The sequence below is a fragment of the Paenibacillus sp. N3/727 genome, assembly GCF_022637315.1.
In the GTDB taxonomy this organism is placed as follows: domain Bacteria; phylum Bacillota; class Bacilli; order Paenibacillales; family Paenibacillaceae; genus Paenibacillus_AQ; species Paenibacillus_AQ uliginis.
Map to the genome: position 1 here is coordinate 1254640 of NZ_CP093336.1, position 26356 is coordinate 1280995.

Sequence of the window (26356 nt, forward strand, 5' to 3'; positions counted from 1 at the left end):
TATCCCGGTGTCTTCGATGGCGGTCGGGGGGCGAAGTCGCACCCTTTGTGGGTGCGTGGATTGAAATTCGGCAGACCAGGTATAGGTAAATCGACGACCATCGTCGCACCCTTTGCGGGTGCGTGGATTGAAATTCAGAATGATATCCGTGAGAAAGAAAATGAAAACCGTCGCCCCCTTTGTGGGTGCGTGGATTGAAATTGTGGTTGATTTAACAACGTCCAGTGTTAGACCATCGTCGCACCCTTCATGGGTGCGTGGATTGTAATCTCCCCCTGTAGGTTTATTTTTGCGTAATGGGTGACGTTGGATTGTCTACACAAAACTGAACAACAATTATGAGGGCATTTTTCTTGCTTGAATGGGGGTTAAGTACCCAAGGGTACCGTGAATTCGGTGGTAGTTAAACCAGTGGACATAATCACCCAATTCAATGGCAAGCTGCTCTTCTGTCTGGAAATGCGTTTAGTTTGCAAATTCAGTTTTGAAGATCTTGTAAGTAGCTTTAGCGACGGCGCTATAGTACGGACAGCCCTTCACGCTAAGAGAGTGTGTAATTCCGAATGTTTTAGAACTTGTGAGATGAGCTGGTTATCGAACTCTTTGCCAGGGTCCGTGTGGAACATTTGGATACGGTCAAGCCGGACCGAGAGGCTTGCAATTGCCTTGTAGACAGGGTCTGCTGTTTTCCTTGGGCCGCTGCTAGAACCGATTATTTCACGGTTAAAAAAGTCAACAAATAAGCATACGTAATGCCATTTTCCAGCGACCCGAACATACGTCAGGTCGCTTACTACGACGGCGTAAGGCTCCTCTTGCTAGAACTACGTTGCAACTCATTCTTGGTCTGGGACTCGTTAGAATCGCTCTTCCAGGGCTTGTACTGTGTAACGGTGTAGTTCGAAACAAAGCCATACTTTTTCATGATCTGCCCGATATTACAGCATGAGGTGTGAATACCTTTCTTTATCAGTTCCACCTTAATTTTTCGTGTGCTATAGTTATTTCGGCTGGCTGCGAATAAATCCACAATCGCATCCTCCAGTGCTGTTCAGCTTCATTATCAGCCGGTTTAGGTTTGTAGTAATAGCTGCTTCGTGGCAACTCCAGGACGTTGCACATTGCTGATACCGAGTATTTGTGTGCGTTGTTGCGTATCACATTTACTTTCGTCCCATGATCAGAGCGGCTTGCTTTAAAATGTCGTTCTCCATCTTAAGATGTTGATTTTCTTTCCGTAAGGCAAGGAGTTCAATTTTTATTGTGTTAAGCTAATAATTGCAAATATTCCTGAGAAAAGAAGGTCAGACTTGTATCAACGGGATACGTAAAAAAATTATTAAGCATTTCACTAGCAACAGTTTGATACAGCAGCTGAAAACAGGAGATTTATGAGATAGGGACGAAGAGAAATTTCCTTTCTGCGCTTTATACAAAAAGACACATTCAGAAATTGAATGTGTCTTTTTGAATCTCTTTTTAATAGAGAAACTGATGAGGCAGCAAATTTTAATCTTCAAGCTCCATCTCAAATTTTTCGATAAGTAAAGATGCCTTAATATGTAGTGCTTTTGATAATGAAAGAATTGTATGTAATGAAGGGGCCTTTTCTCCGTTCTCCAGTTCACTAATATATGAACGATCTATACGAGAGTACAGGCTTAATTCGTCTTGAGTAAGCTGATTTTCTTTTCGGAGTTTACGTAGGGCTTTACCAAATGCGATCAGCTCTATTGATTTGTCACCATGATTCTTCAAAATAAAAACCCCTTAATTGATAGTTAAAATAATCATATGTTGTTCTATAAGGGTATTTCTGTAGGCTATTGCCTACAGAATGCGTGTGATGATACAATACATATACTGGAATTACTGATAAATATATAAATAGAAGGGGGACTTATGACAAACTCAACCACTATGAGAGCATTAATAAAAGAAATTAGAAAGAACCATAATCTCTCTCAGGTTTATATGAATTTTTCGCTCCTATTTATAGACGTAAAGTTACCTCATGTAGGCATAATATTAGGTGAACGTGCATTGGAAGCTATGCTTAAAGCACTTTATATTCAAGAGAACCATGTTTTAGTTCATTCGCGTACATTATCGTTAGATGATTTAACTCAATTTCCATTCAAAAGTTCAGTTGTTGATCTGGATGACATAATGCTTATATACTCTACGAAATTCTTATCCCACCTCGAAGATCATTCCCTTTTTGATCACATACACAAGGATCACTTTATTAAATTAATCAATAGAATAGACAATACATTGGTCTGCTTATCCTCCAAGGTAGCTATCTCTTCTTCTGAAAGGTATAACTCAGTCCAGAGCGGGATTTGTAAGCAGTAGCATCTCTATCTATGGTAGCCTTGTAGTTGACTCACAACTCTATATAAATATATCCGATACAATTAATCGATATAGTTAAGAGAATTTGAAAAGAAGTTGTATCTTGTTGAGTATGAAAGAATCGGAGTGAAAAATAAATTCAGGGGATAAAAAGTAATCGTATTATTATTCGAGCTGGGTTCAGATCTTCCTGTTGGCATTGCTGACTTACATCGATAAACGAAAGTAACCCACTCCTAAGGTTAGTGCCTAAGTGGGTTACTTTCTCATTCCTAGCTTGATCTTGGAGGAGAAATTCTGCTCAAGATGTTTGTACAAGGGAGCAGCTGGCGGCTGCCCCTTATTTCTATTCTTATCTTAGCATTCCCTTTTTTAGACCTCAATAACGGATCAATGACCTACCATATGACTATAAACCTAAAAATTCAACCGAACCAAGCATCATCTAACAACCTGTGCTCCTGCTTTCCCGGTATAATAGGATTAGTTGTTATTCTAATCACAGCACACAAAATACATAAGTATCCTACTAAACACTCCTGAGAAAGGGAGGACCACCATGCACCAAGGACTATACGAACAAATCATCAATCACATCACCTCGCAGCAGCTAGATGAGCTGAACACAGGGGAGTATGACATCGGACGGGAGGCTATAGATCCCGAAGAGGCAAGGCTGTCGCTTGCCAATTATATATCGATCGTAACCCGTAAGGCGTTGAAGATGGTGCGGGAGCAGGTTAGCGGTGATGCAGAGGCTGTACTTGCACAAATACAGACCTGCAACGAGATGATCGCGATCCTCCGAAACAATCTGGGCGAGGATGAGTTTAACGATCTACAGATTTCGGAGCAGGGAGAAGTACTTACATACGTTTACTCAAAAATGAATAACATCCGTGCGGTGAAGGATGTAAAAGCGATTCGTCCGGTGACTCCGTTGTCCCAGAGCTCCTTATTTACTGGCTCGAAATCCGAGCCGGAGCTGATGAATGAGCTGAAGCATGAGATTATGAGTGCGGATCGGATTGAGTTGCTGGTTTCTTTTATTAAATGGAGCGGGCTGCGCTGCCTGATGGAGGAGTTCCGTCAGTTTACGGATCGGGGCGGGCAGCTGCGGGTCATCACGACAACCTATATGGAAGCTACAGATTACAAAGCGGTGATGGAGCTCAGCAAGCTGAACAATACCGAGATAAAAATCTCGTATGATATCCAGCGTACCCGATTGCACGCAAAGGCGTATATTTTCAGAAGAGATACAGGGTTTACAACGGCCTATGTCGGCTCTTCTAATCTGTCTAACCCGGCATTGACCAGCGGACTGGAATGGAACTTAAAAATTACGGAGAAGGATTCCTACGATGTTTTGAAAAAGATCGAAGCGACCTATGAGAGCTATTGGAACGACCGGGAGTTTAAAGCTTTTTCACTGGAAGAAGAGAACAATGTTGAACAGCTGAAGCTGGCACTAAGACGCTCGAAGGATGTGCAGCAGGAGCAGGGTACGTTTACGTTCGACATCATGCCGTTTGACTATCAAAAGGAAGTGCTGGAGAAGCTGGAGGCGCAGCGAACGATTTACGGCCATATGCGTAATTTGGTTGTTGCGGCTACCGGGGCAGGGAAGACGGTGATTTCCGCTTTTGATTACAAAAGATTCCGAGGCCAGAACAGTCGTACCCGTCTGCTCTTTGTAGCCCACAGGGAAGAAATATTGAAGCAGAGCCGGGATACGTTCCGCTATATTTTGAAGGATCTGAATTTCGGCGAGCTGCATGTCGGTGCACATCAGGCGGACGAAATCGATCATTTGTTTATCAGCATCCAGAGCCTTAATTCCATGAGATTGACGGAAGTAACGACCTCAGATTTCTACGATTATATCGTAGTGGATGAATTTCATCATGCGGCGGCCCCATCCTATCAGCGACTGCTGAGCTATTACACGCCCAAGATTTTGCTTGGACTGACAGCAACGCCTGAGCGGATGGACGGTCGGGACGTGCTGGGTTATTTCAATCATACGATTGCAGCGGAAATACGGCTTACAGATGCGATTGATCGGAAGCTGCTGAGTCCGTTTCAATATTTTGGCGTAGCGGATGCGGTGGATTTATCCCAGGTGAAATGGTCGCGCCGCGGCTACGACCTACAGGAGCTGGAACATTTATATACAAATAATAAAATTCGTGCAGTACAGATCATGAATAGCCTCCAAAAATATGTTACCGACTTGGACGAGGTTAAGGGGCTGGGCTTTTGCGTCGGCGTTGAGCATGCACAGTACATGGCAAAAGTGTTTAGCGAAAATGGTATCCCTGCACTCGCACTCTACGGTGGATCCGATTCGGAGGATCGGGCGCAGGCGAAGCAAAGGCTCATTAACGGAGACATTAAAATGATCTTTGTCGTGGATCTATACAATGAAGGTGTCGATATTCCGCAGGTGAACACGGTCCTGTTCTTGCGCCCTACCGAGAGTCTAACCGTATTTCTTCAGCAGCTGGGTCGTGGTCTTCGCCTATCGGAAGGCAAGGAATGTCTGACGGTGCTTGATTTTATTGGACAGGCTCATAAGGATTATAATTTTCAGGAGAAGTTTAGAGCTTTATTAGGCAAAACAAAGCACTCCGTTCAGCATTATGTGGAGAATGGCTTCGCACATTTGCCGCGAGGCAGCTATATTCAGCTGGAGAAGCAGGCCCGGGATTACGTATTGCGAAATCTAAAGCAAGCAACACTTAACCGAAGAAGTCTTGTGCAGCGGATGCGGTATTTTGAAGCAGATACGGGACTGCCGCTCACCATCGGGCAATTTACGAAGTATTACGGCATGACGATTCATGAGCTGTACGGCGGCCGTACAGGCAAAAGATTTTTCCGGGAGCTAATGGTTGAGGCGGGTCTGAAGGAGCCGTTTTCGCTTGAGCTGGTTGAAGGTCTGAAAAATCGTATTCCTGTGCTACTGAACATCAACTCCAGGCGTTGGCTGAAGTTTTTGCTGGCGTACATTTCGAAAGGAAGACAACTTCAGGGTGAGGAAGAACACCTGATGCTGAATATGTTCTATTATACATTTTATCGTTCTGAGCCTGTAAAGCAGGGTTTTGGCAATATGGATGAGGCTATTCGTCATGTGCTTAGCTGCAAGGAGTTTCGAGATGAAATCGTGGAGATTTTAACATATAAACTGGAGCATATTGAATTTGTGGATATCCCGAATACATTCTCTTTCCCTTGTCCGCTGGATATTCACTGCTCGTACTCTACGGACCAAGTGCTGGCGGCTTTTGGTTACTATAATGAAGAGAAAGCACCGGCGTTTCGTGAAGGCGTAAAATATTTCGAGGACAAGCAGACCGATATTTTCTTCATCACACTTCATAAATCGGATAAAGATTTTTCACCTTCCACGCTGTATGAGGATTACGCGATTAATGAGCGGCTATTTCATTGGCAAACCCAAAGCCGAACTTCAGAGGGTTCGAACACAGCGCAGCGTTATATTAACCACAAGCGTCTGGGAAACAAAATTGCGCTGTTTGTGCGTGAGTATAAGGAAGACAATCAGTTCACGGCTCCGTTCACGTTCCTCGGGGAAGCAGAGTATGTCCGACATGAGGGTAACAAACCAATGAGCTTCGTATGGCGCTTGAAGGAAGAAATGCCGGCGGCACTAGTGCCCGTGGCAAACAAAGTTATCGTATAGGAGTTGAGAACACTTGATAGAGGTTGCGGCAGCGATTATAGAAAATGATAAGGGACAGCTCCTGATTGCCAGAAGGCGGGTTGGGAAGTCGCAAGCTGGAATGTGGGAGTTTCCGGGCGGGAAACTGGAGGCAGGTGAATCTCCAGAGGCGTGTTTAAAGCGTGAGCTTCAAGAGGAGATGAAGATCGGAATCGAGCCCTACGCGTGGTTCGAAAGTAATGACCATCATTATGGAGCGACGCAGATTCGGCTGATTGCATACAAAGCTCGCTTTACAAAAGGGACAATCCAGCTTGTCGATCATGACGAGTTTCGCTGGGTGGAGCGGCATGAGCTTGGTGAATATACTTTTGCGCCTGCGGATATAAAATTTGTGGAGATGCTGATGGGAGAGCAGAAGATAGCGGGAGAAGAGAAGCTGGCGAAAGAGCAGGAGACTGCTGCGGTTGACATCAAAAGTACTCTCAAGCAGGCGTACAACCACCATGCGGAATTAAGAGACTCTACGGAATTGGAAGGTTGGAAGGCAGAAGAACGAGAAAACGTGCTTCATGTATTTCAAGAGAACCATGTCCGAAATGTGCTGGAAATCGGTGCCGGGCCAGGCCGGGACAGCTTATACTTTAGGCAGCATGGTTTGGATGTAACAGCGATTGATATGTCAGAAGAAATGGTCCATTTGTGTCAGCAAAAGGGTCTGAACGCTATGGTAATGGATTTCTACCAATTGAAGTTTGCAGATCAGGCCTTTGATGCCGTGTACGCTATGAACTGCTTGCTTCATGTTCCGAAGGCGCAGCTCGTTGACGTGCTCGTAGAGATTAGACGCGTATTGAAACCGAACGGCCTCTTCTATTTGGGGCTGTATGGCGGGTTATCGACGGATGGGGTGTGGGAGCAGGATACATACAAGCCAAAGCGATATTTTGCCATGTATCCTGATGAAGAGATTCAGCGGATTGTCAAAGAACATTTTCAGGTGGAAGACTTCCATACACGTTTCATGGGTGAAGGAAAGCCACATTTTCAAGCCATGAGGTTAAGAAAAGAAAATCCATGATTATAGAGAGGGGATTGCTGAAACGATGCCTGAGGCGGCACCGTTTTTCTATCAATATATAACCTTTGGGATTCTGTTTGCTGGCATTGCTGACTTATATCGATAAAAGATAATAACCCACTTCCAAGATTCGCGTCTAAGTGGGTTATTTTCTTATCTTTTACTTGATCTTGGAGGATAAATCCACATTGTTTATCCTCTGAAATAGTAACAATGAACCAGATGGCCGATAACAATGGTGGATTAAAAACCGGAAATGAAGGACCTTGGAACCTTTACCAGTTATTTGTAAAACTATAAGATCAGGTTAGCAAATGATGGAGAGGTTGATTTATGTCCAAGATCCTTGTTCCTCCAGAGCTGCTGTTCCGTGTGGCGAATGAATTTCATACAGCATCAATACAATTGGAATGGACCATTAACCTGTTGAACCAGCAAATTTCCACAATGCTGGTTTGGGATGGAACAACGCGGCAGCGGTTTTTTGACGATTTCCAGAGAGCCCGCAGCGAGATGACATTAACGATTGAGCACATGAAGGTAATTAGTGAGGAATTAAAGAAAATTGCTAATAAGTTTATATTCATTGACGACAAGTCGAATCCACTATATATGCCTCGTTATTCTGACTTCAAGCCGTTTGTTAGTAGTGAGGAAAGTGAGCCTAAATCATGGCAAGACTATGCTGAAGAGCTCTGGGAAGGTGCAAAATCTGGCGGAAAAATGTTGGCTGACTCAGTTACCGATACAGTTGAATCGCTAATAGAAGACCCATTGGGAACCGGCGGACAGATGCTGTACAATGCTACGATCGGAACGGTTGAGGAAGTTATCGACACAGCCGCGTGGGGAACTAAAATGGTTTTTGATGTCGGCGATACCCGAGAGAAGTTTGATGAGGAAATCAATGAAACGGGCGGTATGGCGAACTATTTGGGAGAGCAGGGAGCACTGATAGCTGGAGGAGCCCTTCTCCGCAGGGTTGGGGTGAAGAATAAGCCTGCCATGAAGCATGACTCGGGTGGTGACGGAGGTGGGCCGCCTAAGAAAGCTGAGGGGACGCCAAAAGCTAAGTATACTACAAATAATTTACCGAAGGATCCTAAAGAATTAATTAATAACGGCTGGAAAGATACAACGCCAGAAGGAATGGCGAAGAATACTAGCTCGCGAGAATATATTGACCCTGTTACAGGAATGAAAGTTAGGTTTGACCCTGGGAAATCAGGAGAAAATGGTTTTGAGGGTAAAGATCATTATCATATTCACAACCCAAATAGTACAGGGAAAAATGATTATTACCTTGATATTAATGGTAATCCGGTAGCAAAAGGCTCGAAAGCATCTCATATTATACCTTAGATTGGGAGAGAAAAATGAAACCATCAGAATTTATTAAAGCGTATACCCTTTTTGATAGTCTTGTAGAGGATTTAGAATATAATGAAGTCAAGAAGCAGTTAAGGATGACTTTAGAATTGTGTCAGTGGAAGCAATTTTTCTATGTTGAAACTGAACCAGAAATGCAGCTTGGAATATTAATTTTCTTCGATGTAACATTCTACAAAACTGAACCTCAATTATTTAATTTGGACAGTAGTGAAATACTAGAGGTCGATTTACTCCCATTTGATGGAGAAGGTGAGCGGATTAAAATAGTTCTTAATGGTTTGGACGATGTAATTGTACTAAACATTCAATCTAACGAGGTTGAATGGAAAGAAATAAAAACTGAGGATGGACAATAGTTAGGAGTTTACAACGTAACAACAAGATCGTACAATACAACCAACAAACCAAACATTAAACAACTTAAATAACCATGATAAACTTTCAAAGGCTTATTCCAACTTGAACTACGAGTTAGGAATGAGCCTTTTTGCATGAACTTATTAATATACAACAATTGCGACATGAGGTAGATAATGCCTGCACCTATACTCCATCAGTACTGACGTATAATATTACGACAGAATTTAGGATGGATGATTGCAAACCATATCAAATAGAAAGGGGCGGTTGTATTTGGTTAAATGCTGAGGGGGCTGTAGGAGAAGTCGAATTTATTTATCCAAATACACTCCAAAACTCAAATTCATTGGTGGTGGGACAGAATATTAGTGGGATTCCATTGTTCGAAGTAACTGCCTCCAAATACGATAACCCTTTCATCCAGAGTTTCGAGGAAGGTTTCTTAATTTGGTTAAAAAAAACAACAGAAATCGAGTTGTTAATATCACATGGTAAAATCGGGTATTTAATTTCTAATAATAAACTCTGTGGGATGTTAGCGAAGAATCCACAAATAATTGAGTGAGTTTTATGTGAGACCTTGATTAAGGGAGACATATAAAAAAACGGTAGAAGCATAGTTGAAAAAACGAGCGAATAGTCCGACTTGCAAATAAAGAAAAAGATAAAAAAGGGGTGTCGGTATGTTAAAAAGGTTTATTTGGAAGAATTAAAAGATAATTTATATATTATTGTACAATTATTAGAAAATTCATATGTTGCATTTTTTAATATAAAATGTGATAGTGATAATTTTAATGAGAAACAGCTTGACTTAAATACTTTTAAACCTTTCGGGGTATGTATGATTTTAAAGAGATTTATTAAAATGTGTTCTGTAGGTAAAGTGAAAAATGTGCAACCTAACTTGAATATCCCTATACCAGAGATTTTTATTAGTAGTGATAGAGGAAAGTGGGGAAATCGATCAGAATTTAGTGAGGATGAACTAATATACAATTTAGTGAGAATTGATCCCGTCGTCGGTGATCAAGGTATTATGGGGAATGAAATTATTCAATATAACATTGATAGAAAAGACCCGAATATTTTAAATAACTATGAAATTGTTGGATATAACACTGGTTATGAATTTGTACGTCGGTTATTTTTATCGATTGAGAATGGCTGTTGGATCGACCCATTGAAAGAACTACGATTGCTTGATGTGGATAACTATCCGTTAAAAACAGTAGAAGAAATGTGGCACTATGGGGTTCCGAAGTATGAGTAGTTAATAGCATAGGTAAAAAATTTCTAATAAAAATTAGCTTAGACTCTATTTGATTATATCAATATTAAATGTAGAACTTTTGGTTGGGCAAATTGCTTTTCAAAATTCTGTACAAGTGAGGCAAGAAATGAAATATTAATGTCCAGGATAAAATATGACGATAATGCTGGGGGTAATTATCTTGGAAAATAGAAATTGTCTTCATAATTTTATTAATTACTTGGATGATGAAGATGTGTATGATGCTTTAGAAAAATATTGGATTGACATGTTTTTTATGTTGTTGCATAAAGAGAATATTGATGGTAATGATTGGATATGCCCTTGTTATAACACTACCTTCGGTAATGGGAAAAAAATGATGGATGGAAATCCTATATTTTCAGCAAAATCCATAAAAAAGGATAAAATAATAAGAATTATTCAAGAAAGCCCTAAGAATGGGAATGTATTTTCTTATTGGATTAATAGTTCTATGGGGAACAATCAGAGCCAGAAAGAGTTGGTGATCGTTTGTACATTAAATAATTATAACTTGGAAAAGGTAAACGATATAATCATAAGCTGGATTAAAGGAAATTTGAAAGATACAAACTCTAAATAGACATGGTGGAATGGTGATAGATACTTTGGTCAAACGATCCAACATGTAAAAGGCTAGGGTGATATTTGCAAAAAAAGTACATCTACATTAAATGAGTAGCATTAACCCTTTGGGGATTCTATTGCTACTCTTTTTTAAATTTAGGCACTAAATAAGTTATAGAAGGAGTACGTTGCATGGATTTTTCAATAGTTACAGACTGCGGGTGCGAGAGTTCGTAGTGTTTTAAAAAGATATGATTTTTTAATTTGAGATCATTCGAGTAAAAGGCCAAATCGTAATAGGAAACTGAATCGCCACAGTTAATGGTGATTTAGTTTGCGAAGCCCGTCTTCCTAAAGGACGGGCGACTGGAGATCGACAATAACCGCAGCGAACGGGCTAAACCAGTTCCAATACTTGAAGTTTCTGTTCGAACAGCTTCCACAGCTCCCTGATCCGAAGGATGCAGAAGCGTTGGAAAAGCTGTTGCCTTGGTCGTTTACGCTACCGCTGGATTGCCGGGTATTTAAATCTTAATTTCATCTGCTCCGAGCCTTCATCTTGATGACAAGGGGATTCCAACATATGGTATAATCGTGGTGGTTGTACGTTGATGAAACACAAAAATAAAGATGAAAAATACAGTATTACCTACCCACAAGAGTTCAAGGAGGGTGACTATACTTTAGCCCTCCCACTATATGGAGGATAATGAAATGTATTTAGAAAATGGCAATTTAGTCATTCGAAATGCGACTGCAGGCGATGCACAAACTTTGTGCAATTGGTGGAACGATGGAAAAGTCATGGCTCATGCTGGCTTTCCAAATGGCATTGGCACCACAGTACAAGATATTTTGGACAAACTTCAGACAGATACTGACCGTAATCGTCTTTTGATTTTGGAGATTGATGGTGTACCTGTAGGTGAAATGAATTACAGAACGGTAGTTGATAACGTTGCAGAAATTGGCATTAAAATCTGCGACTTCAACCAACAGGAAAAAGGGTCTGGAACCACGTTTTTAACTGTGCTTATCAGCTTTTTATTCATGGAGATGGGGTATCACAAAATCAACCTGGATACCAACGTCAAAAACACCAGAGCACAGCATGTATATGAGAAAATTGGCTTCCGAAAAATTGCAGTTCATATTGATTCATGGAAAAATCAACTTGGAGAATTGCAATCTTCTATTGATTATGAATTAACAAGAGAAGAATATGTAAAGACCCTTCAACAAGATAAGTAAGAAGTTCTATCCAAAGAAACTACTCCATTGTTGAACTGCACCCCAATTGTTAGACACCATCTAACCATTGGAGGTGCAGTTTTTATATGACTAAATTCTGTACAGATGAAAGATTACAAGTAGTTATACGTTATCAAAATGGATCGGAAAGCTTAAAAACTATTGCAATATCAATAAGAGTTCATCACTCAGTATTAATAAATTGGATTAAGCAATATGAGCATCATGGTGAAGAGGTTTTTAAAAAGCGCTATACACCGTATTCCGTACAAGACCATACTCATGGAGATAGGCTGGAGTCTCTAGAATCTGTAAGATTAGTTTCAAACACAAACACGGTTGTAACTTGTAAGTGAAAAATGTAAGAAATAAGGATGGTGTCGAAAATATGTCAGTTGAAATTATTTTTAAAGATGTTGAAAATAAATCCAATGTACCTCGACTTGGCGGATATAGCTTCTTGCCTGAACATATGGATTGGCCATTAAATCCAGATGGAGATAAATTAACACTTGTATTATGTTTGCCAACGGATTTTCTAAATAAAACTCTAAATTTAAACTTACCAAAAGAACATGTGCTATCCGTTTTTACAACGTATAAAAAAGATGATTACTTTTTAGATTTAATCACTTTTCATGGAGATGAAGAAGAGTTAGAAAATATTAAAGAAGGATTTACAAGAGTTTTATTACACGAAGCAGGTGATATTCGCAATGAATCAGATTCCCTAATACCAGCACAAGAGTTCATTTTGGGAGATGAATTGAATTTAGATTTAGAAGAAGTAGATGAAGAAGATTTGGATGATATAGAGATTTACTGCGGTTCGTTGATTGGCAATAAACCATCTCTGTTACAAATAGAAAACATGGGTTTGGATGATTATCAATTTTGCATACAAATTTATGGCGGCGATTTCCCTGAAGGATTTCATGATATATTTAGCCTTAGTGACTCGATCGGATATTTGTTTTTAAATAAAAATGTTGATCAGAATGATGCAGGTGTTTTTTTTACACAATGTACTTAGAAAAATGACTTTTAATATAATCCTAGGCTAGTTAATAAGCTCCCGAAACATATGTAAAGAAGACGTCATAAGCTCTTTATTTACATATGTTTTTTTTTGTTAGAAAAGAGAGCCATGCAAAAGTTAAATGTCCTTGAGGTGAGTAAAGTGGAATTTGAAATCATAATCAACCCAAATTTTAAGATTGGAATACGTGATCCAGAAGATACAACGATATCTGAAGCACTAGATAATAGGCTTGTTAATAGCCAACACTTTACAATGAAATGGCATGATACGTCATTAAAAATCAATTATGGAACACAAATAGCCGATGGCATAAGTGATGTTGTTAAAATGTTAGAAACAATAAAAAAGAAAGAAGAGCAGTTCGTTGTAACTTTCCCAAGTCAAGCATTTTTCGAAACATGGATATGTAAAATTGAAAAATGCGATATTAACATTAATTGGGATAGTCGTGATGATTATCGGAGTATTACGATGAAAACTGATTTATTTATACAAGATTGGCTCAAGCTATTGCATCAACTACGACAGGTCTTGATAGAAACGGGATATAATGTTACCAATCTAGTAGATTTTGATTTACTTGAAAATCTTGAAAGATTTCATTAGCCAATTTTTCAGAAAAGTTGAAGGAGCTATGGTAGGCGGGCGTCCATTTAGATTTAGATCTAGATAATAGTTTTCAAGAATATTTATTATCTTGGGCCTTTGAAGAAAAAAAGTTATCTAAGGAGAGCACAGAATATTTTAGAAAAAACTTTGAGAAAAAGTATAAACAAATATGTTCTATTATGGAACAGAATTAACGCCTGTCGAGGTAGGGATATATATGGAAATAAGAAAAAGGCTTAGTAGTCAGCTAGAAGGACATAACATATACGAAATAGTTTATCGTTTTATTACGGAGAAATCAGCTTTCAGGATTTGCAAACATCTTGCTTTTGGAAAGGAAATTAAATTACATAGTAAAGGATAGAGTGGTGGGAATGAAGTACTGTAGATTAGTGGAGTTTTTTGAACTTCTCATTCTAAAGCCACGAGATTCCTACGCTAAACGCTTTAACGAGCGAAGATAAGAAGGCTAACCCCGCAGTTCCTACGGTTAAGTGTTGTTTCTGATTGTTTTGATGAACAGAAATCGGAATACGATATGTCTGCAATTGATCCTAAAAAAATTGGTCGAATAAAAAGCATGGATTAGATGTAAAAAAAGTTAAAAAAGAGAAAAAGAAGAGCTGCGAAGTATCGCGGCTCTTTTCATTTTCCTTTATTAGTCCTAAATATCTTGTACAAAAGTCTTACAGTAAAGGCTGCGGGTAGGACCAAAAAAACAAACTGCCAAAACATGACGCCAAAACTAAATTCCATAATGATTGCACCTCCAAACAGAAATTATGCCTAATCTCATTAAATTGATACGTTATCCGAGCCACAAATATACCTTTTATTTAACACGAACAATGAATTAAGTAGAGCAAATATTTTGGTTCTTAAAGCAACTTTTAAAGGTATTTAACGTTTATAATAAAAATAGGAGGGATTACAATTATATGAAGAAAAAGATAATCATTTCTGTCTTGGCTACACTGGTGACGGTATCCACTGTGTTTGGAGCTGCATATGCGAGTGGTGTAATTAAAATCAATGTCAATGGGAAGCAAGTCTCGACAGACGTGGCGCCACGAATGGTAAATAATCGGGTAATGGTACCTATTAGCTTTATTTCGAAAGCGCTTGGCGCTAATGTTTCGTGGAATGAAAAAACACAGACAGTCTCAATAAAAAGTATTGGGATTCCTCATGAAAATGTTTGGAATGATGACGTAAGTAATATAGGTCAATTTACTGTTGCGGGTATTAATAACACAGTTCAAGTATTTATGGCTGGAATGGATACAGGTAGTGAAGATCTTCTTAAAAAAACTACGACAGACGACATGGACGTGGAACTATTAAAGCAACTACATTTTTCTATGGGACCAACTATGTTAGCTTCGCAAATTATGGATATGAAACAAATCAAGAATGGACAAAAAACAGAATATCAAGTTCGAGTGGCGATTCAAACATGGTTAGAAGAAACAACGATAGACTACTGGGATCTTACTTTAGTACTTGCTCCTTATATAAAAGAGGGAAATACAACGTCTACAGGAGGTAAAATGGAATATATCGTTAAGAAAAGAGAGGTAGTTAAATCAGTGCCTATTGATGCACTTAGAGTATTCCCAGGATACACCCTCGACTTCAAGAAATAGATTGAATTCCCCCGTTATTAGGATAATGGATCCGTGTTTTCGACTCCTGAATCATCCATAGAGTGAAGTGCATAAGGTTGGACTTCATTGAACGAAAAGAGAGCCTGATATCCTTGCTTGCAATAGGATACCAGGCTCTGTCTTCTATCAGTCTGACCGCAATGTACTTATTATTCAACTTTCTCGACATGAAACACCGGAATAGTGACAATTTCGCTGTCTATGTATACTTCTATATAATAGTTGAAGATACCGCAAACTGTAATGGGTCCTTCCACGAATGCATAGTCACCCTGCAGCGCAATATAACTGTTACCCATACGGGCATAAGGCTTTTCATCGCTGTTAAGCACGATTTCGGATGTTAAACGCACCTTTTTGCGTGGATACTCCGGCAGTTGCTCCACCAGGATGTCGATATAATTCGCATTCGGGAGAAGTTCGACGAATTGGTAACTGTCGCCGTAAAGCTCATAACGGGCTGTTTCATCTTCCTTCCCCGTTTCGTTCAGGTTATGCACGAGCAAAGAGCCGTCATTGTCAATTTTATAGCCGTCTGCCTCGAATGAGAACAGCAGCTGAAATCGATCGTTTGCCACGGTATAGGCACTGTAAGAGGCGGATCGAGAATCCGAATCAGACTCGATGAGCAGGACAGGCTGTTCATTTGAACTCAATTGCTCTTCAACGGTCAGGCGGCGCACCTCATAATGGTAAGGTATTGGCTGCTGGGTGCGCAGCACTTTCGGATGCGAAGAGCCATCCCACGTTGCATAATACAAACGACGTTCGGTATCGAGTGCCATCGTATACACGGCAGCGCCAAACCGGTTTTTACCGCCTTCGATGAACGGATAATTGCCTTCCGCTAGCAAGAGCGAAGGCTCTGCTGCGGCCCATACGAGCCGGACGTCCGCGATTTCGGCGGTGGTGTCGCGGAAGCCGGACAGGTCTTCATACAAGCGAATCGCCGTCTCGTATTCCCCGGCCGCGACATGGCGGTCTGCCTTCCTCATCCAGCTTTTTAGTTCTTGCTCCAGATAATTGATGACGCGGGGCGAGCTGTCGGAGCGGTCCGCATAAGCCGCATAGATGGTGGCATGGATTGCGAACGCTTTTGCATTGTTCTGTTCGGCATCTTTCTGCATAATCGTCTCAGCAAGCTCCTCCGACTTGGACTGCAGCCACTCCGCTGTGATGCCCAGCTTCTGGTAGGCTTTTGCCATAGTCACTGCTTCGTCCAGCATTTGCTGTAACTCCCCTTTGCCTGCGATACGGGCCAGCTTGGATTCATCATAGGAGCGGAACAGGGTATTCAGTTGGGTTGCTTTCTTCTCAGCTCCACCGAAGAGTGATGGCGGAAGAGTTAACAGATTTGCTTTGAATGATTCAGCGCTACTGTCTCCCCGCTGCTTGCTGGCAGCGAGCTGCTCTTCGAAATATGCCTTGAACTGAATCAGATGCTCGTTCATCCGGTCAGCGGCCGTTGCTGCGGTGAGCATTTGCTTGAACTCGTTGATATGGGAGCTGCCGGGCTCTAAGTAAGAGGAACGCAATTGCTGATAGCGTTTGTACGCCTCCATGAACGTCTCAAACTGGAGATCAGCCGCAGCCGCATCTGTATCAGACAAAATCTTGTCTAGCTTGCGCTTCATGGCGGTAATTGGCGCCAGCTTGTGCAGCCGCTCGGCCAATTTGTCCTCCTCATAGAGAATCCATCGATTGTTGTGCGCTTGTCGGTACGCTTCTTCCGCCGCAACGAGATCGTTAGCGGCGTACAGCCGATCGGCTTCCTTGATGGTATCAATCTTCTCTGCAATATGCGCTCCCTTGATTCCAATTATTACCACAGTCGCCGCACATAATAAAATCATAAAATTCCGCGGGTTTAGAACCTCTCTTATCGTCATAGATATTAGTCTCTCTCTGCAGAGTCCTGGAAATCAGGATCCCATTCATATTGTTCACGCACGATTCGTTTCACCTCTTCGGCTACACGATCCCACGGCTCGTTCGGATATTGCTGAATCATTCGGTGCAGCCGCAGGATGCGATCCTTCGGCAGCCGGTAGGCATAACGACGAATCAAGCCGGGATAAGTGAGCACATACCGTTTCATTCTTACGGCTACTCCGGCCACACCGGTCAGGATGTCCTGGCCGTTCTTAAGACCGAGTATTTCTGGCTCGTAATGGATGATGTATCGGAACGTGTCGTCTTTAATCAGTTCGCGCTTTAACTTGGCGATCTCCCCGATATAATCGACCAGCAGCGGATCAAATTGCTGCAGTAGGAGCGGTTCCAGCTCCAGCTCCATATCTTTACGCAGCGCGAAGTGATGGAGAAGCCCAAGTTGTTGCAGTCGAAACGTATCGTTGCGGATAAGGGGCCGGAGCTGCCGCAGCAGCTCGTAAGTAAGTTGCTTGTCCTCATCCCAGTGTGAGAAGGCTATCTCCCAGTCACGGTATATATCCCGTGTCAGCTGCATCTGTTCTTGCTGCAGTAGTCGATCTAGCTTCAGGCTGATCTCAGAAGCGATAAACCTTCTCTGGACGAACCAGAGAATGACAATAAGTATTAGGGCTGTTGCAAGGCAAAGCATCATCTGGCCGAACGTATCGCTTAGAAGGATCCCAACCAGCGTAATGAACAGCAAGAAGAGTCGCTTTGTCTGCATTGACCGTTTAACATTGACGGCTGCCTCACGTTCGATCGGACGCAGTGCAGTCTTGCCGCAGGAAGGACAGACTTTATCTTCCAGTGCAGAGAAGGAGCCACATGATTTACATCTACAAATTAAATCATAGAGTTGTTTTGGTTTGTGGTAAGGTCTGAAAAAGACAGGTATTTTTTTCATGGCGTCTTCTCGCTCCTATCGTTCAATATGGAGAGAAGCCGATGATCAATTTCGTCGGGTGCGGGTGTTTTTTTGTGTCGAATCCAGTAGAGGACAACTTGAATGGCAGTAAAAAGAAACAAAACCGCGATACAACCGTATGCTAACATAAGAGAGTCCCTTTCTTATAAAACAATATCTTTTATATTTATGGAATTTGGTTCTTATTACTAGAAATGACATTGCTATATGACTTTATTCCTATATCGTATGTGTAATATGGTTGAACTTTACAGTCCCTGATTATATCATAATGACAGTCGGTGGTAGATAAAGTGAATATAATGTCATATCCAGTAATTTGATAAAGATAAACCGGAACCAAGAGGATGTTTATCTCGTTTTAACAATAGTCAGGAACGATTAGGTATAACAATGCTGTGCCGTTTCAGTGGCGATTGTGTGCCTACCAATACCCTATCATTTTACAATAAAGGAGTACAACTATGCTTCAGAGAAAAGTGATTGCTTATATGATGCTGCTCACTCTGGTACTCAGCTTCATGCCATGGAGTGAGGAAGAAGCCGCTGCTCAGGGGGCTCAAACAGCATCTAAAATTGATGCGATGCTCGTGATCGATGTGAGCAATTCGATGGATACGAGTGACAAAGACAAGATTGGTAATGAAGCGATGAAGATGTTCATTGATATGTTGTCTTCTACCGGAGACAAGGTTGGCATCGTCGCTTATACCGACAAAATCGAACGTGAGAAGGCGCTACTTGAGATCCGGTCTGAGACGGACAAAGAGGATCTCAAGCACTTTATCGACCAACTGAACCGCGGGGCCTATACGGACAACGCTGTCGGGGTGAAAGAAGCCGTCAAGGTGCTCGAGCAGGGAGCTGATCCTGCCCATGAGCCAATGATTGTCCTGCTTGCGGACGGTAACAATTACTTGAACAAGAATGGTAGCCGTACACAGGCAGAGTCGGATCAGGAGCTGAGCGCGGCGGTAGCCGCCGCGAAGCAGAAGGGCATTCCGATCTACACGATCGGGCTGAACGCCGACGGGCAGCTGAACCAGAATGCGCTGGCGGATTTGTCAAAGCAGACGAACGGCAAATCATTTGTAACGTCTTCCGCGGACGATCTGCCGCAAATATTGAGTGAGATTTTCGCCAGCCACCAGAAGCTGAAAATCGTTCCGGTCCAGTCGATGACAGGCAACGGAAGCTATCAGGATGTGACGGTGAATGTGCCAAACGCGAACGTGATGGAGGCCAATATTTCCATCATGTCTTCACAGCCGGTCGACCTGAAGCTATACGATCCGTCCGGCAAGGAGGTCGCCATCCCTGACGATAATGTACGGCTGTCCCGCTCCAAGAGCTATTCCCTGCTGAAGCTGCTTCAACCGGCTCAGGGCGATTGGAAGCTGCAGGTAAAAGGGGCGAAGAAAGACAAAATCGATATAAATCTCGTTTTTAACTATGATTTAAAGCTGGCGCTGGACCCGATACCGTCCAAAACTTACAAACAAGGCGACAAAATCAAAATCAACGCCTACTTGACCAGCAATGGACAGAAGCTGCAAAATGATGCGCTGTATCGCAACATGAACGCTGTACTTCATGTCAAGGACCTTGATACGGGGAATAGTGTCGACCTATCGCTCGTTAACGAGGGAGATCGGTTCACAGGGGAGTTCGAGGTGAAGGACAAGCATGAATATGAGCTCAAGGTAAGGGCAGAGGAGAAAAGCTTCTACCGGGAAACTGAGCCAGTCAAGGTGAGTGCGAAGCCAGCTACCGGCGCAGGGGCTTCTGCCCAGCCGGGCGCTAGCGAGGGAGAAGTTAACAAGCCGTTTCCAATGTGGATTGTTTATTCAGCCACCGGAGGGATTGTGCTCGCTCTGGCGGCCGCCTTTCTGATTGCGGCATGGAAGAAGGCGAACCGTGGCTTCGTTGGTCAAATGGTCATTGAAGTACGGGATGAGAATACAGGCGAGAAGAGCCATCCTCAATATAAGAAATTGAACGCCTTCAAAGGCAAGTGCTCGCTCCACCAGCTGCTGCAACTGGCTCCCGAGTTCAAGGAGACCGAGAAGATGGTATTCATTCCGGACAAGAACGACCGCATTCTGCTCAAGAACGGATCAAACGGAACGATTGAAAAATCGGGTCGTGCAATCGACGCGAGCAGAGGTTTGGAATTAAAGAGCGGCGATCGGGTTACGGTGCCGTTGACTCAGGTAGATAAAACAATCTGGATCGAATATATCGTATAGGGAGGAACATCCATTATGAAACCAATCGTTAGAGAACATATTCAGCAATTGGACGTATCGCTGGGCGGAGGGATTGTCAGCGATAAAATTCGCGTTGATACAATCGATAACCCGATCCTCATTATCGGTTTGGGAGGAACCGGGATCGATGCGCTGCTTCGTTTGAAATATCAAATTAATCGCAGATTTAGGCTCCCCGAAGATCCGATCTCGAAGAAGAAACGCGATAAGCCAGATAATGTGGAGTTCCTGGCGCTAGAGACAAATGAGCAGGATCGCAATAAGAAATATCGCGGCATTGGTCTTGATCCGCTCAATGAATTTGTACTGCTGTCGAACGCCGAAATCGGCGGACTGCTGCAGAACCGCAGTATTCTGGAACCTTATATTACCGAATGGCTGTCCCCAGAGCTGAGCATTACCGACGGGATGAACGGCGCCGCCGGGGTGCGTCAAGCTGGACGGTTGTTGCTGTTCACCAAGATCAACCAGGTTGTCCAGGCGATTGACAAGAAGATCAAGACACTGTCGGTCGGAACGAATAAGAAGTTGATGGTATTTATGCTGTCCGGCTTGTCCGGGGGAACCGGCAGCGGCTGCTTCTTGGACATTTCCTATATCGTACGAGGCATTATCGAACGGGATTACGGTTCTGCCGGCATCGACCGCGTCAATACGCTCGGCTATTTGTTTACTCCGGATGTGAATCTGGCGAACAAAAGTTTGAGCGAGCACACACGCGAATATATTAAGAAGAACGGCTACGCCGCACTTAAGGAACTGGACTATTGGATGAACGTTGACAGCCGCGGTGAGCGTTTCCGGCAGAAGTACGGCAACATTTTGACGGTCAATTCCCCGCTTCCTCCGTTTAACCTGTGCCATTTGATCTCGGCGACGAACACGGAAGGGAAGCTGCTGGAGAATGCCTACGACTACTGCATGAATGTGACGGCGGAGAACATCACGAACTTCATGGCAAGCGAGGATAAACAGTCCGGTGAGGAATTCGCGATTCACGATTATATCAGCAATATCCGCACGAATATCGCCCAGATGAATCGAGTCTATCCGGCCAATTACGAATACAATATCATCGGTGCTTCGTCGGCCGTCCTGCCGATCGAAGAGATGACGACCTATCTCGGATACCGTCTGTTCCAAAAGATGGAGAAGATGTTCCAGAAGGCGCCGAGCCAAGAGGAAGTTGAGAAGTTCGCCCGCCAGTTGGGTGTCGATCTCGACACAATGGTGAAGACGTTCGAATCGCGCGTGCCCGATCCGCTGCCGGGGTATGAGAATAGCGAACGACTGAGCTATAACAATGTAGTGAAGCTGCAGGTTGTAAATATGGATACGGAGCTGGAGCAGACATTCTTGGCGCGGGCACGCGAGGAATACATCAAGGCGAAGAAGCAGCTTCCTGGCGAGATTGTTGGCAACTTCACCGATCAGATCCGGCGGATGTTCCTCCATCCAGAGCAGGGGCCGTTTTATGTGTCCCGTCTGATCTATACGGAGAAGGGCTTCTGTCTGTTGAAAATGCTGCTTTCCTACATTGAGACGCTGCGCGAGAATCTGCATCGTATTCCGCGCGACATCGAAGCGGCGCAGGAGCAGTCAAACGAGCGTCTCGGGGATGCGAAGAGTGCCTTTATTTCCAAGGATAAAAAGAAAAACATGTATATCCAATCCAAAATTCAGGAGTATTGGTTGCATGCCGACGTAGAGCGTATGGAGCAGATGATCGAGTTCTACGAGGATCTGTATCAGCTGTTGAATCAGGAGAACAACCGCATTTATAGCGTATTCACTGAAATTTTGAACGCGCTCAACACGATCTTCGAGAAGAACGGCGACATTCTGATTAACGGTGAAGAGCAGGCCGATCATAAAGGTAACCGGACCTACTACTGGAATATTGTCAGTGTTCCGGACATTTCGAAAGTGATCAGCAATATTATGGATCAGAAGGAAGTTGACGACCTGATCCGCGACTTCTCGCTGGAGCTGTTGGATCACTCGAACCAGTGGATCAAGGAGCAGGAACTCGATATCGTCAGCTCGATCTCGGATTTCCTGTCGGACAAGTTTGGCGATCTGATTACGCAATCGATGGAAGATTTCCTCGTCATGAAGTTTGGCAACGACGAGTCGATCGACAAGTTTGTCGAGCGCCAGATCGCAAGCAAGCTGGATGACGAGGCCGTTCCGGTGTTCCATCTGAGCAACAGCTCGGGTAACTTGCATTTTCCGAAATGGGGATTTGTGTCAGTGCCCGTGAAGGCGCCAAGCATTCTGAAGGGAATACGCAATTATCAGAACAATGCAGTCGGCAAGTCGAACTTCACCGTCAAGGAGAGCGAGGTGAAGAACCGCATCTTCTGGCTGAACACGCATAACGGGGTGCCGCTCTTCGTCTATACGCCGCTCAAAGTATACGAGGAGAGCTACGAACGCACCATTCTCGACAAGGAAGGCATCGGACGCCATCTCGTGCAGACCGACAAGGCGAACTGGACGTATCTCCCTTCCCCCATCCCGCAGCAATCTTGGGGGGACACGTACCGCAACGAACGGGTAGAGCAATACAATGTTCGCGTACGTGCCGAGTTTGAGCTCGGCCTGAAGTACAAAGCCGTTGTCGCGAAAAGCATGGATGACAACACAAGCAATCGCTATGCGGTCGTCTTCACCAAACCGTTCCAGCTGCAGGATATGCTGAACGACTACGATCTGCAGCTGCAGACAGCGAAGCCGAACCTCGGAGAAGTAAAGCGCGCTTATTTAGAACTGAAGCGGCTGTTGGAGGAAGGGCTGGAGCAGGTAGGAACGAAGGATATTTTCGGCAGCATTAATGAAAATCTGGCGAAGGAAAATCTGATCCGATCGCCGGAGCTGCTTGCACGCTTGCGAGAGGAATTGGCCAAATATGAGGCGATCCGCACCCAGGCTGAACAATTCGAGCAGCTGCTCAGCCAGTATCAGGACGAAGAGAAATGGCAGGATCATTTCATTGAAGCACTGTACACGGGCACGATCTGCAAAAAAGGCGCACTCTACGTCTATGATCGGGATGAGGAAGAAGAAGCGTGGGAGCCGTTTGCCAATCTGATGAAGAGCCGGGACTATGTAGAATTTGAGGTATACGAGCATTTCCGCAGTTTGGATGAGAAGCTCCATGGTACGCTGCTGCGTAAGTCGTCCCGCCGTGCGGCGGAGATGACGGCATCGGAGGATGTCGCTCCGCTGCTGACGAAGCTGGATGAATTGTACGCGGCGTTCCTGGAAGCCCGCGAACGTCTGGAATACGAGAAGATTGAGCTGGCGAACGGCGAGGATATCTACCAGTTCTACAAGCAATTGACGACCAAGCTGAATGCCATTCGGAGAAAGTTGAAATAGGATGAAGACACACACGATAGTGGAGAAATACGCAACAGCATATTCATGCGATGAAGGGAGACTCAGCGGCAAAGACGATAGTCAGAGCAGCATTCATTATCCAACGGTGTTTCTCTTCATTGGTGACAAGGCGGGCGATGCGATTGAGCCGATGATCCGGATTAATGAGCGAAAATGGGATAACAGCGCCGGTGTCATGTATATTCATGCGCTCTCCCGTAATGCTGATGTGTCTGCTATAGCTTCCGGCGATGGTGGGGACGGCAGCAGAATTGCTCGGCTCGTTCTGCCGGTTGACGGCAGCCATGGCCCGGACAAGAGCAAAACGATGCGCCGCGATGTGTACCGGCAGTTCTATGAGCATAACCGCGGATTGTTCGAGCTCAATCGTATTTTGCGGCAGGTGAGCAGTGATATCGCGGAGTACGGCCGGCTTTACGCCTCGTTTGACCGGATTCATTTGGCGGTTGTTACGAGAGTCGACGACCCGCTCAACGTGCTGGTACCGGAGATTACACTGCTCGCGGATGCGATCTTCCAGCAATCGTTCAAGTCGGTCCAGATGGACCTGCATGTGCTTATCAACGAACGAGAACAGGCGGATGCATTCGGCTATGCCAGTTCGGCGGGGGTCGCATACCTGCGTGAGGTCGATTATATGCAGAGTCCGGACTATTCCTTCTCGGCCCCTTTGCATGTGACGGAAGACGGGATTTCGATCGAAGTGACGCATCCCGCCTCACCATTGTTTGATCTCGTTTATGTGCTGACGGACAAAAATGAGCGGGGAATGTCGACCTTTGCCGAAGAGGATAATTACGAGATTATATGTCATATGAATCTATTGAAAAATCGGAAGCAGACCGGCTCGGGCCACTTGCATCTAATGGACAACTATAACAATACGTCCTTGCGGAATAATGTAATGACCGAATCTGGCCGCTATGGGTATGTTTCTGCCGGCTTGTCCAAGGTCGCGCGTCCGAACCATTCGATTGCACTCACCGTGCTGTATCATTTCTACCGCGGGCTGACCGACCGAATGAAGGCCGCTCCCGAGCGTACGCAGGCGGAGAAGCTGGCCTGGTTTGGGCTTGATCCTCAGGCAATCGCTGCCCGGGTTGATCGGGTTGTGTCGGATGAGGAGCTGCTTAGCGATATGAACGGCATCATGACCCATGGTATCAGCTTCGGCCAATTGAAACGCATGACGCTGCGCGAAGCTGAGGATGCTTTGTTCGGTAGCGGCTGCCATGCATACTTTCGGGATAATTATGAACAGGTCACGGACAAAGCGCTCCAGCAATTATCGGATGACGAGCTGGTGCAGATGGTCCGGGAAAGGCTGGCCGTGCAGGCGGATACAAGCTTCTATCATGTGTACGATTGGACGAATGAAGCGGATGAAGGAGGGAGCGTTTGGCCGCTGCTGCACGGCCGCATCCGTGATGCAAGCCGGGCGCTGGAGGCGGCGCGGGCCGAGCTGGAGCAAAAGTATGCCGAGGCGGTGGAGGAGCAATCATTCTCGCGGATGCCGCTGATGGATAAGCATAATGTGCGCAATTTCATCCGCTGCTTTTTTAACACCGTGTACCGTCTGAAGCTTGAGGTGCTACGGCTGGAGACGGGGCTGCGGCTGTATAGAAAATATGAAGCGGAGCTGGAACGGCTGCACGTTATCTATAAAAAGTACGTCCAGCAGATGGAATCGCTGGAGGAGACGCTCAGAGCTGCAGCGCTCACCAGCATCCGCCGTGCCGATGACTATATCGGCCAAAATATTATGGAGTACTACGAACGGGTTACGGCGGACATTATGCAGGAGATTGAAGCGAAGCGGGGATCGGACGCCTTTGGCGAAGAGCGGTATATGGGTAGCTTGTCCCGACTGCTGGAGCAGGGAACCGAAGCGTTGGTTGAGCGGCTATGTGAAGTATGCAGAACGCATATTTTGACAGGACCGCCGTTCAGGCAGACGTTTGAGGAAGAACTGCTGCAGCGGGCGAATGTGACGATTGAATACAGCAATCAAGAGGTGCTGTCGAAGGACGAGCTGTTCAAGAAACTTTACCGGACGCTGGAGGAGCGTGCTGGCATACATGTGCGGCTCCTGGATTATACGCATGAACACCGTTACGAGGAAAAATATTTTTTTGGCGATGCGACGAGCGAGTTTATGCGTTATGCGCTGGGGGAAGAGGAGACGTCCCGTATCTACAAACTCGGCTGTGTGCATGAGCAGCGCACCAGCGGTGTAGAGAAGCTTAACATTATGGGCGGCTTCCAGATCGAGGATTTGCTGTATTACCGGAATGGACAAATGTACTACGAGAGATATGTAGAGAACGGATATCAATTCCACGGCATCAGTTCCGAGCTGCTGCCTCCTGTTCGGTAAGCAGGATAGTTTGATAATCAGTCCCGTCTGTCTTCGTTACCGAGGATTGCCCCGACAAGGGCTTTCGATTAGCGGTAAGTTGAGATGCAAATACGGATGTCGGCATCGCTGCTCTTTGCTTATCCGGGCGATGAT

At 44.3% G+C, this 26356-nt stretch carries 20 protein-coding genes and 1 pseudogene; 16 read left to right on the forward strand and 5 right to left on the reverse strand.

Annotated elements, in window-relative coordinates:
- Positions 1 to 336: 336 nt before the first annotated feature.
- The 3 genes from MNQ98_RS29805 to MNQ98_RS05615 form a co-directional block, all read right to left on the reverse strand.
- Complete coding sequence (locus MNQ98_RS29805) at positions 337 to 429, reverse strand: IS3 family transposase (RefSeq protein WP_481856723.1); 93 nt, start codon at positions 427 to 429, stop codon at positions 337 to 339.
- A 107-nt stretch (positions 430 to 536) separates the two neighbouring features.
- Positions 537 to 785, reverse strand: a complete 249-nt coding sequence (locus tag MNQ98_RS29810; protein WP_481856760.1) for a DDE-type integrase/transposase/recombinase — start codon at positions 783 to 785, stop codon at positions 537 to 539.
- 724 nt (positions 786 to 1509) lie between these two features.
- Positions 1510 to 1758 carry a helix-turn-helix domain-containing protein gene (locus MNQ98_RS05615; protein WP_241932301.1) on the reverse strand — a complete coding sequence of 83 codons (249 nt, stop codon included), beginning with the start codon at positions 1756 to 1758 and terminating at the stop codon, positions 1510 to 1512.
- 1159 nt (positions 1759 to 2917) lie between these two features.
- On the opposite strand from MNQ98_RS05615, the gene MNQ98_RS05620 reads away from it, so the two are divergent.
- From MNQ98_RS05620 to MNQ98_RS05675, 13 genes and pseudogenes are all read left to right on the forward strand, one after another.
- Positions 2918 to 6070, forward strand: a complete 3153-nt coding sequence (locus MNQ98_RS05620; RefSeq protein ID WP_241932302.1) for a DEAD/DEAH box helicase — start codon at positions 2918 to 2920, stop codon at positions 6068 to 6070.
- Between the two features lie 13 nt (positions 6071 to 6083).
- Positions 6084 to 7130: an 8-oxo-dGTP diphosphatase MutT gene (mutT, locus tag MNQ98_RS05625; protein WP_241932303.1), complete on the forward strand. Its 1047-nt coding sequence runs from the start codon at positions 6084 to 6086 to the stop codon at positions 7128 to 7130.
- A gap of 333 nt (positions 7131 to 7463) precedes the next feature.
- On the forward strand, positions 7464 to 8492 hold the full coding sequence (locus tag MNQ98_RS05630) for a WXG100 family type VII secretion target (RefSeq protein ID WP_241932304.1): 1029 nt from the start codon (positions 7464 to 7466) through the stop codon (positions 8490 to 8492).
- Between the two features lie 14 nt (positions 8493 to 8506).
- Positions 8507 to 8878 carry a hypothetical protein gene (locus MNQ98_RS05635; RefSeq protein WP_241932305.1) on the forward strand — a complete coding sequence of 124 codons (372 nt, stop codon included), beginning with the start codon at positions 8507 to 8509 and terminating at the stop codon, positions 8876 to 8878.
- Positions 8879 to 9009: 131 nt separating this feature from the next.
- Positions 9010 to 9447, forward strand: coding sequence for a hypothetical protein (locus MNQ98_RS05640; RefSeq protein WP_241932306.1), 438 nt, complete (start codon positions 9010 to 9012; stop codon positions 9445 to 9447).
- Between the two features lie 81 nt (positions 9448 to 9528).
- On the forward strand, positions 9529 to 10155 hold the full coding sequence (locus tag MNQ98_RS05645) for a hypothetical protein (protein ID WP_241932307.1): 627 nt from the start codon (positions 9529 to 9531) through the stop codon (positions 10153 to 10155).
- Positions 10156 to 10336: 181 nt separating this feature from the next.
- The gene (locus tag MNQ98_RS05650) at positions 10337 to 10759 is read left to right on the forward strand and encodes a hypothetical protein (protein ID WP_241932308.1); all 423 of its coding nucleotides are present in this window, start codon (positions 10337 to 10339) and stop codon (positions 10757 to 10759) included.
- 329 nt (positions 10760 to 11088) lie between these two features.
- Positions 11089 to 11278, forward strand: a pseudogene (locus MNQ98_RS29815) (IS66 family transposase); the annotation flags it as partial.
- Positions 11279 to 11457: 179 nt separating this feature from the next.
- Positions 11458 to 11994 (forward strand): GNAT family N-acetyltransferase, encoded by a 537-nt coding sequence (locus tag MNQ98_RS05660; RefSeq protein WP_241932310.1) that lies wholly within the window; start codon positions 11458 to 11460, stop codon positions 11992 to 11994.
- Between the two features lie 86 nt (positions 11995 to 12080).
- Entirely contained in the window at positions 12081 to 12350 is a 270-nt protein-coding gene (locus MNQ98_RS29820) for a transposase (protein ID WP_481856724.1), read from the forward strand.
- Positions 12351 to 12382: 32 nt separating this feature from the next.
- A complete protein-coding gene (locus tag MNQ98_RS05665) occupies positions 12383 to 13027 on the forward strand; it encodes a DUF1963 domain-containing protein (RefSeq protein WP_241932311.1) in 645 nt (214 codons plus the stop codon).
- A gap of 147 nt (positions 13028 to 13174) precedes the next feature.
- Positions 13175 to 13642, forward strand: a complete 468-nt coding sequence (locus MNQ98_RS05670) for a hypothetical protein (RefSeq protein WP_241932312.1) — start codon at positions 13175 to 13177, stop codon at positions 13640 to 13642.
- A 941-nt stretch (positions 13643 to 14583) separates the two neighbouring features.
- Positions 14584 to 15291, forward strand: coding sequence for a copper amine oxidase N-terminal domain-containing protein (locus MNQ98_RS05675; RefSeq protein ID WP_241932313.1), 708 nt, complete (start codon positions 14584 to 14586; stop codon positions 15289 to 15291).
- A 170-nt stretch (positions 15292 to 15461) separates the two neighbouring features.
- Here the strand turns inward: MNQ98_RS05675 and MNQ98_RS05680 are convergent, their stop codons facing one another.
- Positions 15462 to 17201: a hypothetical protein gene (locus tag MNQ98_RS05680; protein WP_241932314.1), complete on the reverse strand. Its 1740-nt coding sequence runs from the start codon at positions 17199 to 17201 to the stop codon at positions 15462 to 15464.
- Positions 17202 to 17206: 5 nt separating this feature from the next.
- Positions 17207 to 18148 (reverse strand): zinc ribbon domain-containing protein, encoded by a 942-nt coding sequence (locus tag MNQ98_RS05685; RefSeq protein WP_241932315.1) that lies wholly within the window; start codon positions 18146 to 18148, stop codon positions 17207 to 17209.
- A 485-nt stretch (positions 18149 to 18633) separates the two neighbouring features.
- On the opposite strand from MNQ98_RS05685, the gene MNQ98_RS05690 reads away from it, so the two are divergent.
- The 3 genes from MNQ98_RS05690 to MNQ98_RS05700 are packed head-to-tail and all read left to right on the forward strand — an operon-like array spanning position 18634 to position 26221.
- Complete coding sequence (locus MNQ98_RS05690) at positions 18634 to 20418, forward strand: vWA domain-containing protein (protein WP_241932316.1); 1785 nt, start codon at positions 18634 to 18636, stop codon at positions 20416 to 20418.
- Positions 20419 to 20433: 15 nt separating this feature from the next.
- Entirely contained in the window at positions 20434 to 23823 is a 3390-nt protein-coding gene (locus tag MNQ98_RS05695; RefSeq protein WP_241932317.1) for a tubulin-like doman-containing protein, read from the forward strand.
- A gap of 1 nt (position 23824) precedes the next feature.
- A complete protein-coding gene (locus MNQ98_RS05700; protein ID WP_241932318.1) occupies positions 23825 to 26221 on the forward strand; it encodes a transcription initiation factor TFIID in 2397 nt (798 codons plus the stop codon).
- Positions 26222 to 26356: the final 135 nt, after the last annotated feature.

Excerpts from the sequence above, each read along its gene's own strand:
- MNQ98_RS05680 (WP_241932314.1), bottom strand. The coding sequence starts at position 17,201 with ATGACGATAAGAGAGGTTCTAAACCCGCGGAATTTTATGATTTTATTA.
- MNQ98_RS05660 (WP_241932310.1), top strand. The coding sequence starts at position 11,458 with ATGTATTTAGAAAATGGCAATTTAGTCATTCGAAATGCGACTGCAGGC.
- MNQ98_RS05700 (WP_241932318.1), top strand. The coding sequence starts at position 23,825 with ATGAAGACACACACGATAGTGGAGAAATACGCAACAGCATATTCATGC.
- MNQ98_RS05675 (WP_241932313.1), top strand. The coding sequence starts at position 14,584 with ATGAAGAAAAAGATAATCATTTCTGTCTTGGCTACACTGGTGACGGTA.
- MNQ98_RS05635 (WP_241932305.1), top strand. The coding sequence starts at position 8,507 with ATGAAACCATCAGAATTTATTAAAGCGTATACCCTTTTTGATAGTCTT.
- MNQ98_RS29820 (WP_481856724.1), top strand. The coding sequence starts at position 12,081 with ATGACTAAATTCTGTACAGATGAAAGATTACAAGTAGTTATACGTTAT.
- MNQ98_RS05620 (WP_241932302.1), top strand. The coding sequence starts at position 2,918 with ATGCACCAAGGACTATACGAACAAATCATCAATCACATCACCTCGCAG.
- MNQ98_RS05665 (WP_241932311.1), top strand. The coding sequence starts at position 12,383 with ATGTCAGTTGAAATTATTTTTAAAGATGTTGAAAATAAATCCAATGTA.
- MNQ98_RS05630 (WP_241932304.1), top strand. The coding sequence starts at position 7,464 with ATGTCCAAGATCCTTGTTCCTCCAGAGCTGCTGTTCCGTGTGGCGAAT.
- MNQ98_RS05685 (WP_241932315.1), bottom strand. The coding sequence starts at position 18,148 with ATGAAAAAAATACCTGTCTTTTTCAGACCTTACCACAAACCAAAACAA.
- MNQ98_RS05695 (WP_241932317.1), top strand. The coding sequence starts at position 20,434 with ATGAAACCAATCGTTAGAGAACATATTCAGCAATTGGACGTATCGCTG.
- MNQ98_RS05690 (WP_241932316.1), top strand. The coding sequence starts at position 18,634 with ATGCTTCAGAGAAAAGTGATTGCTTATATGATGCTGCTCACTCTGGTA.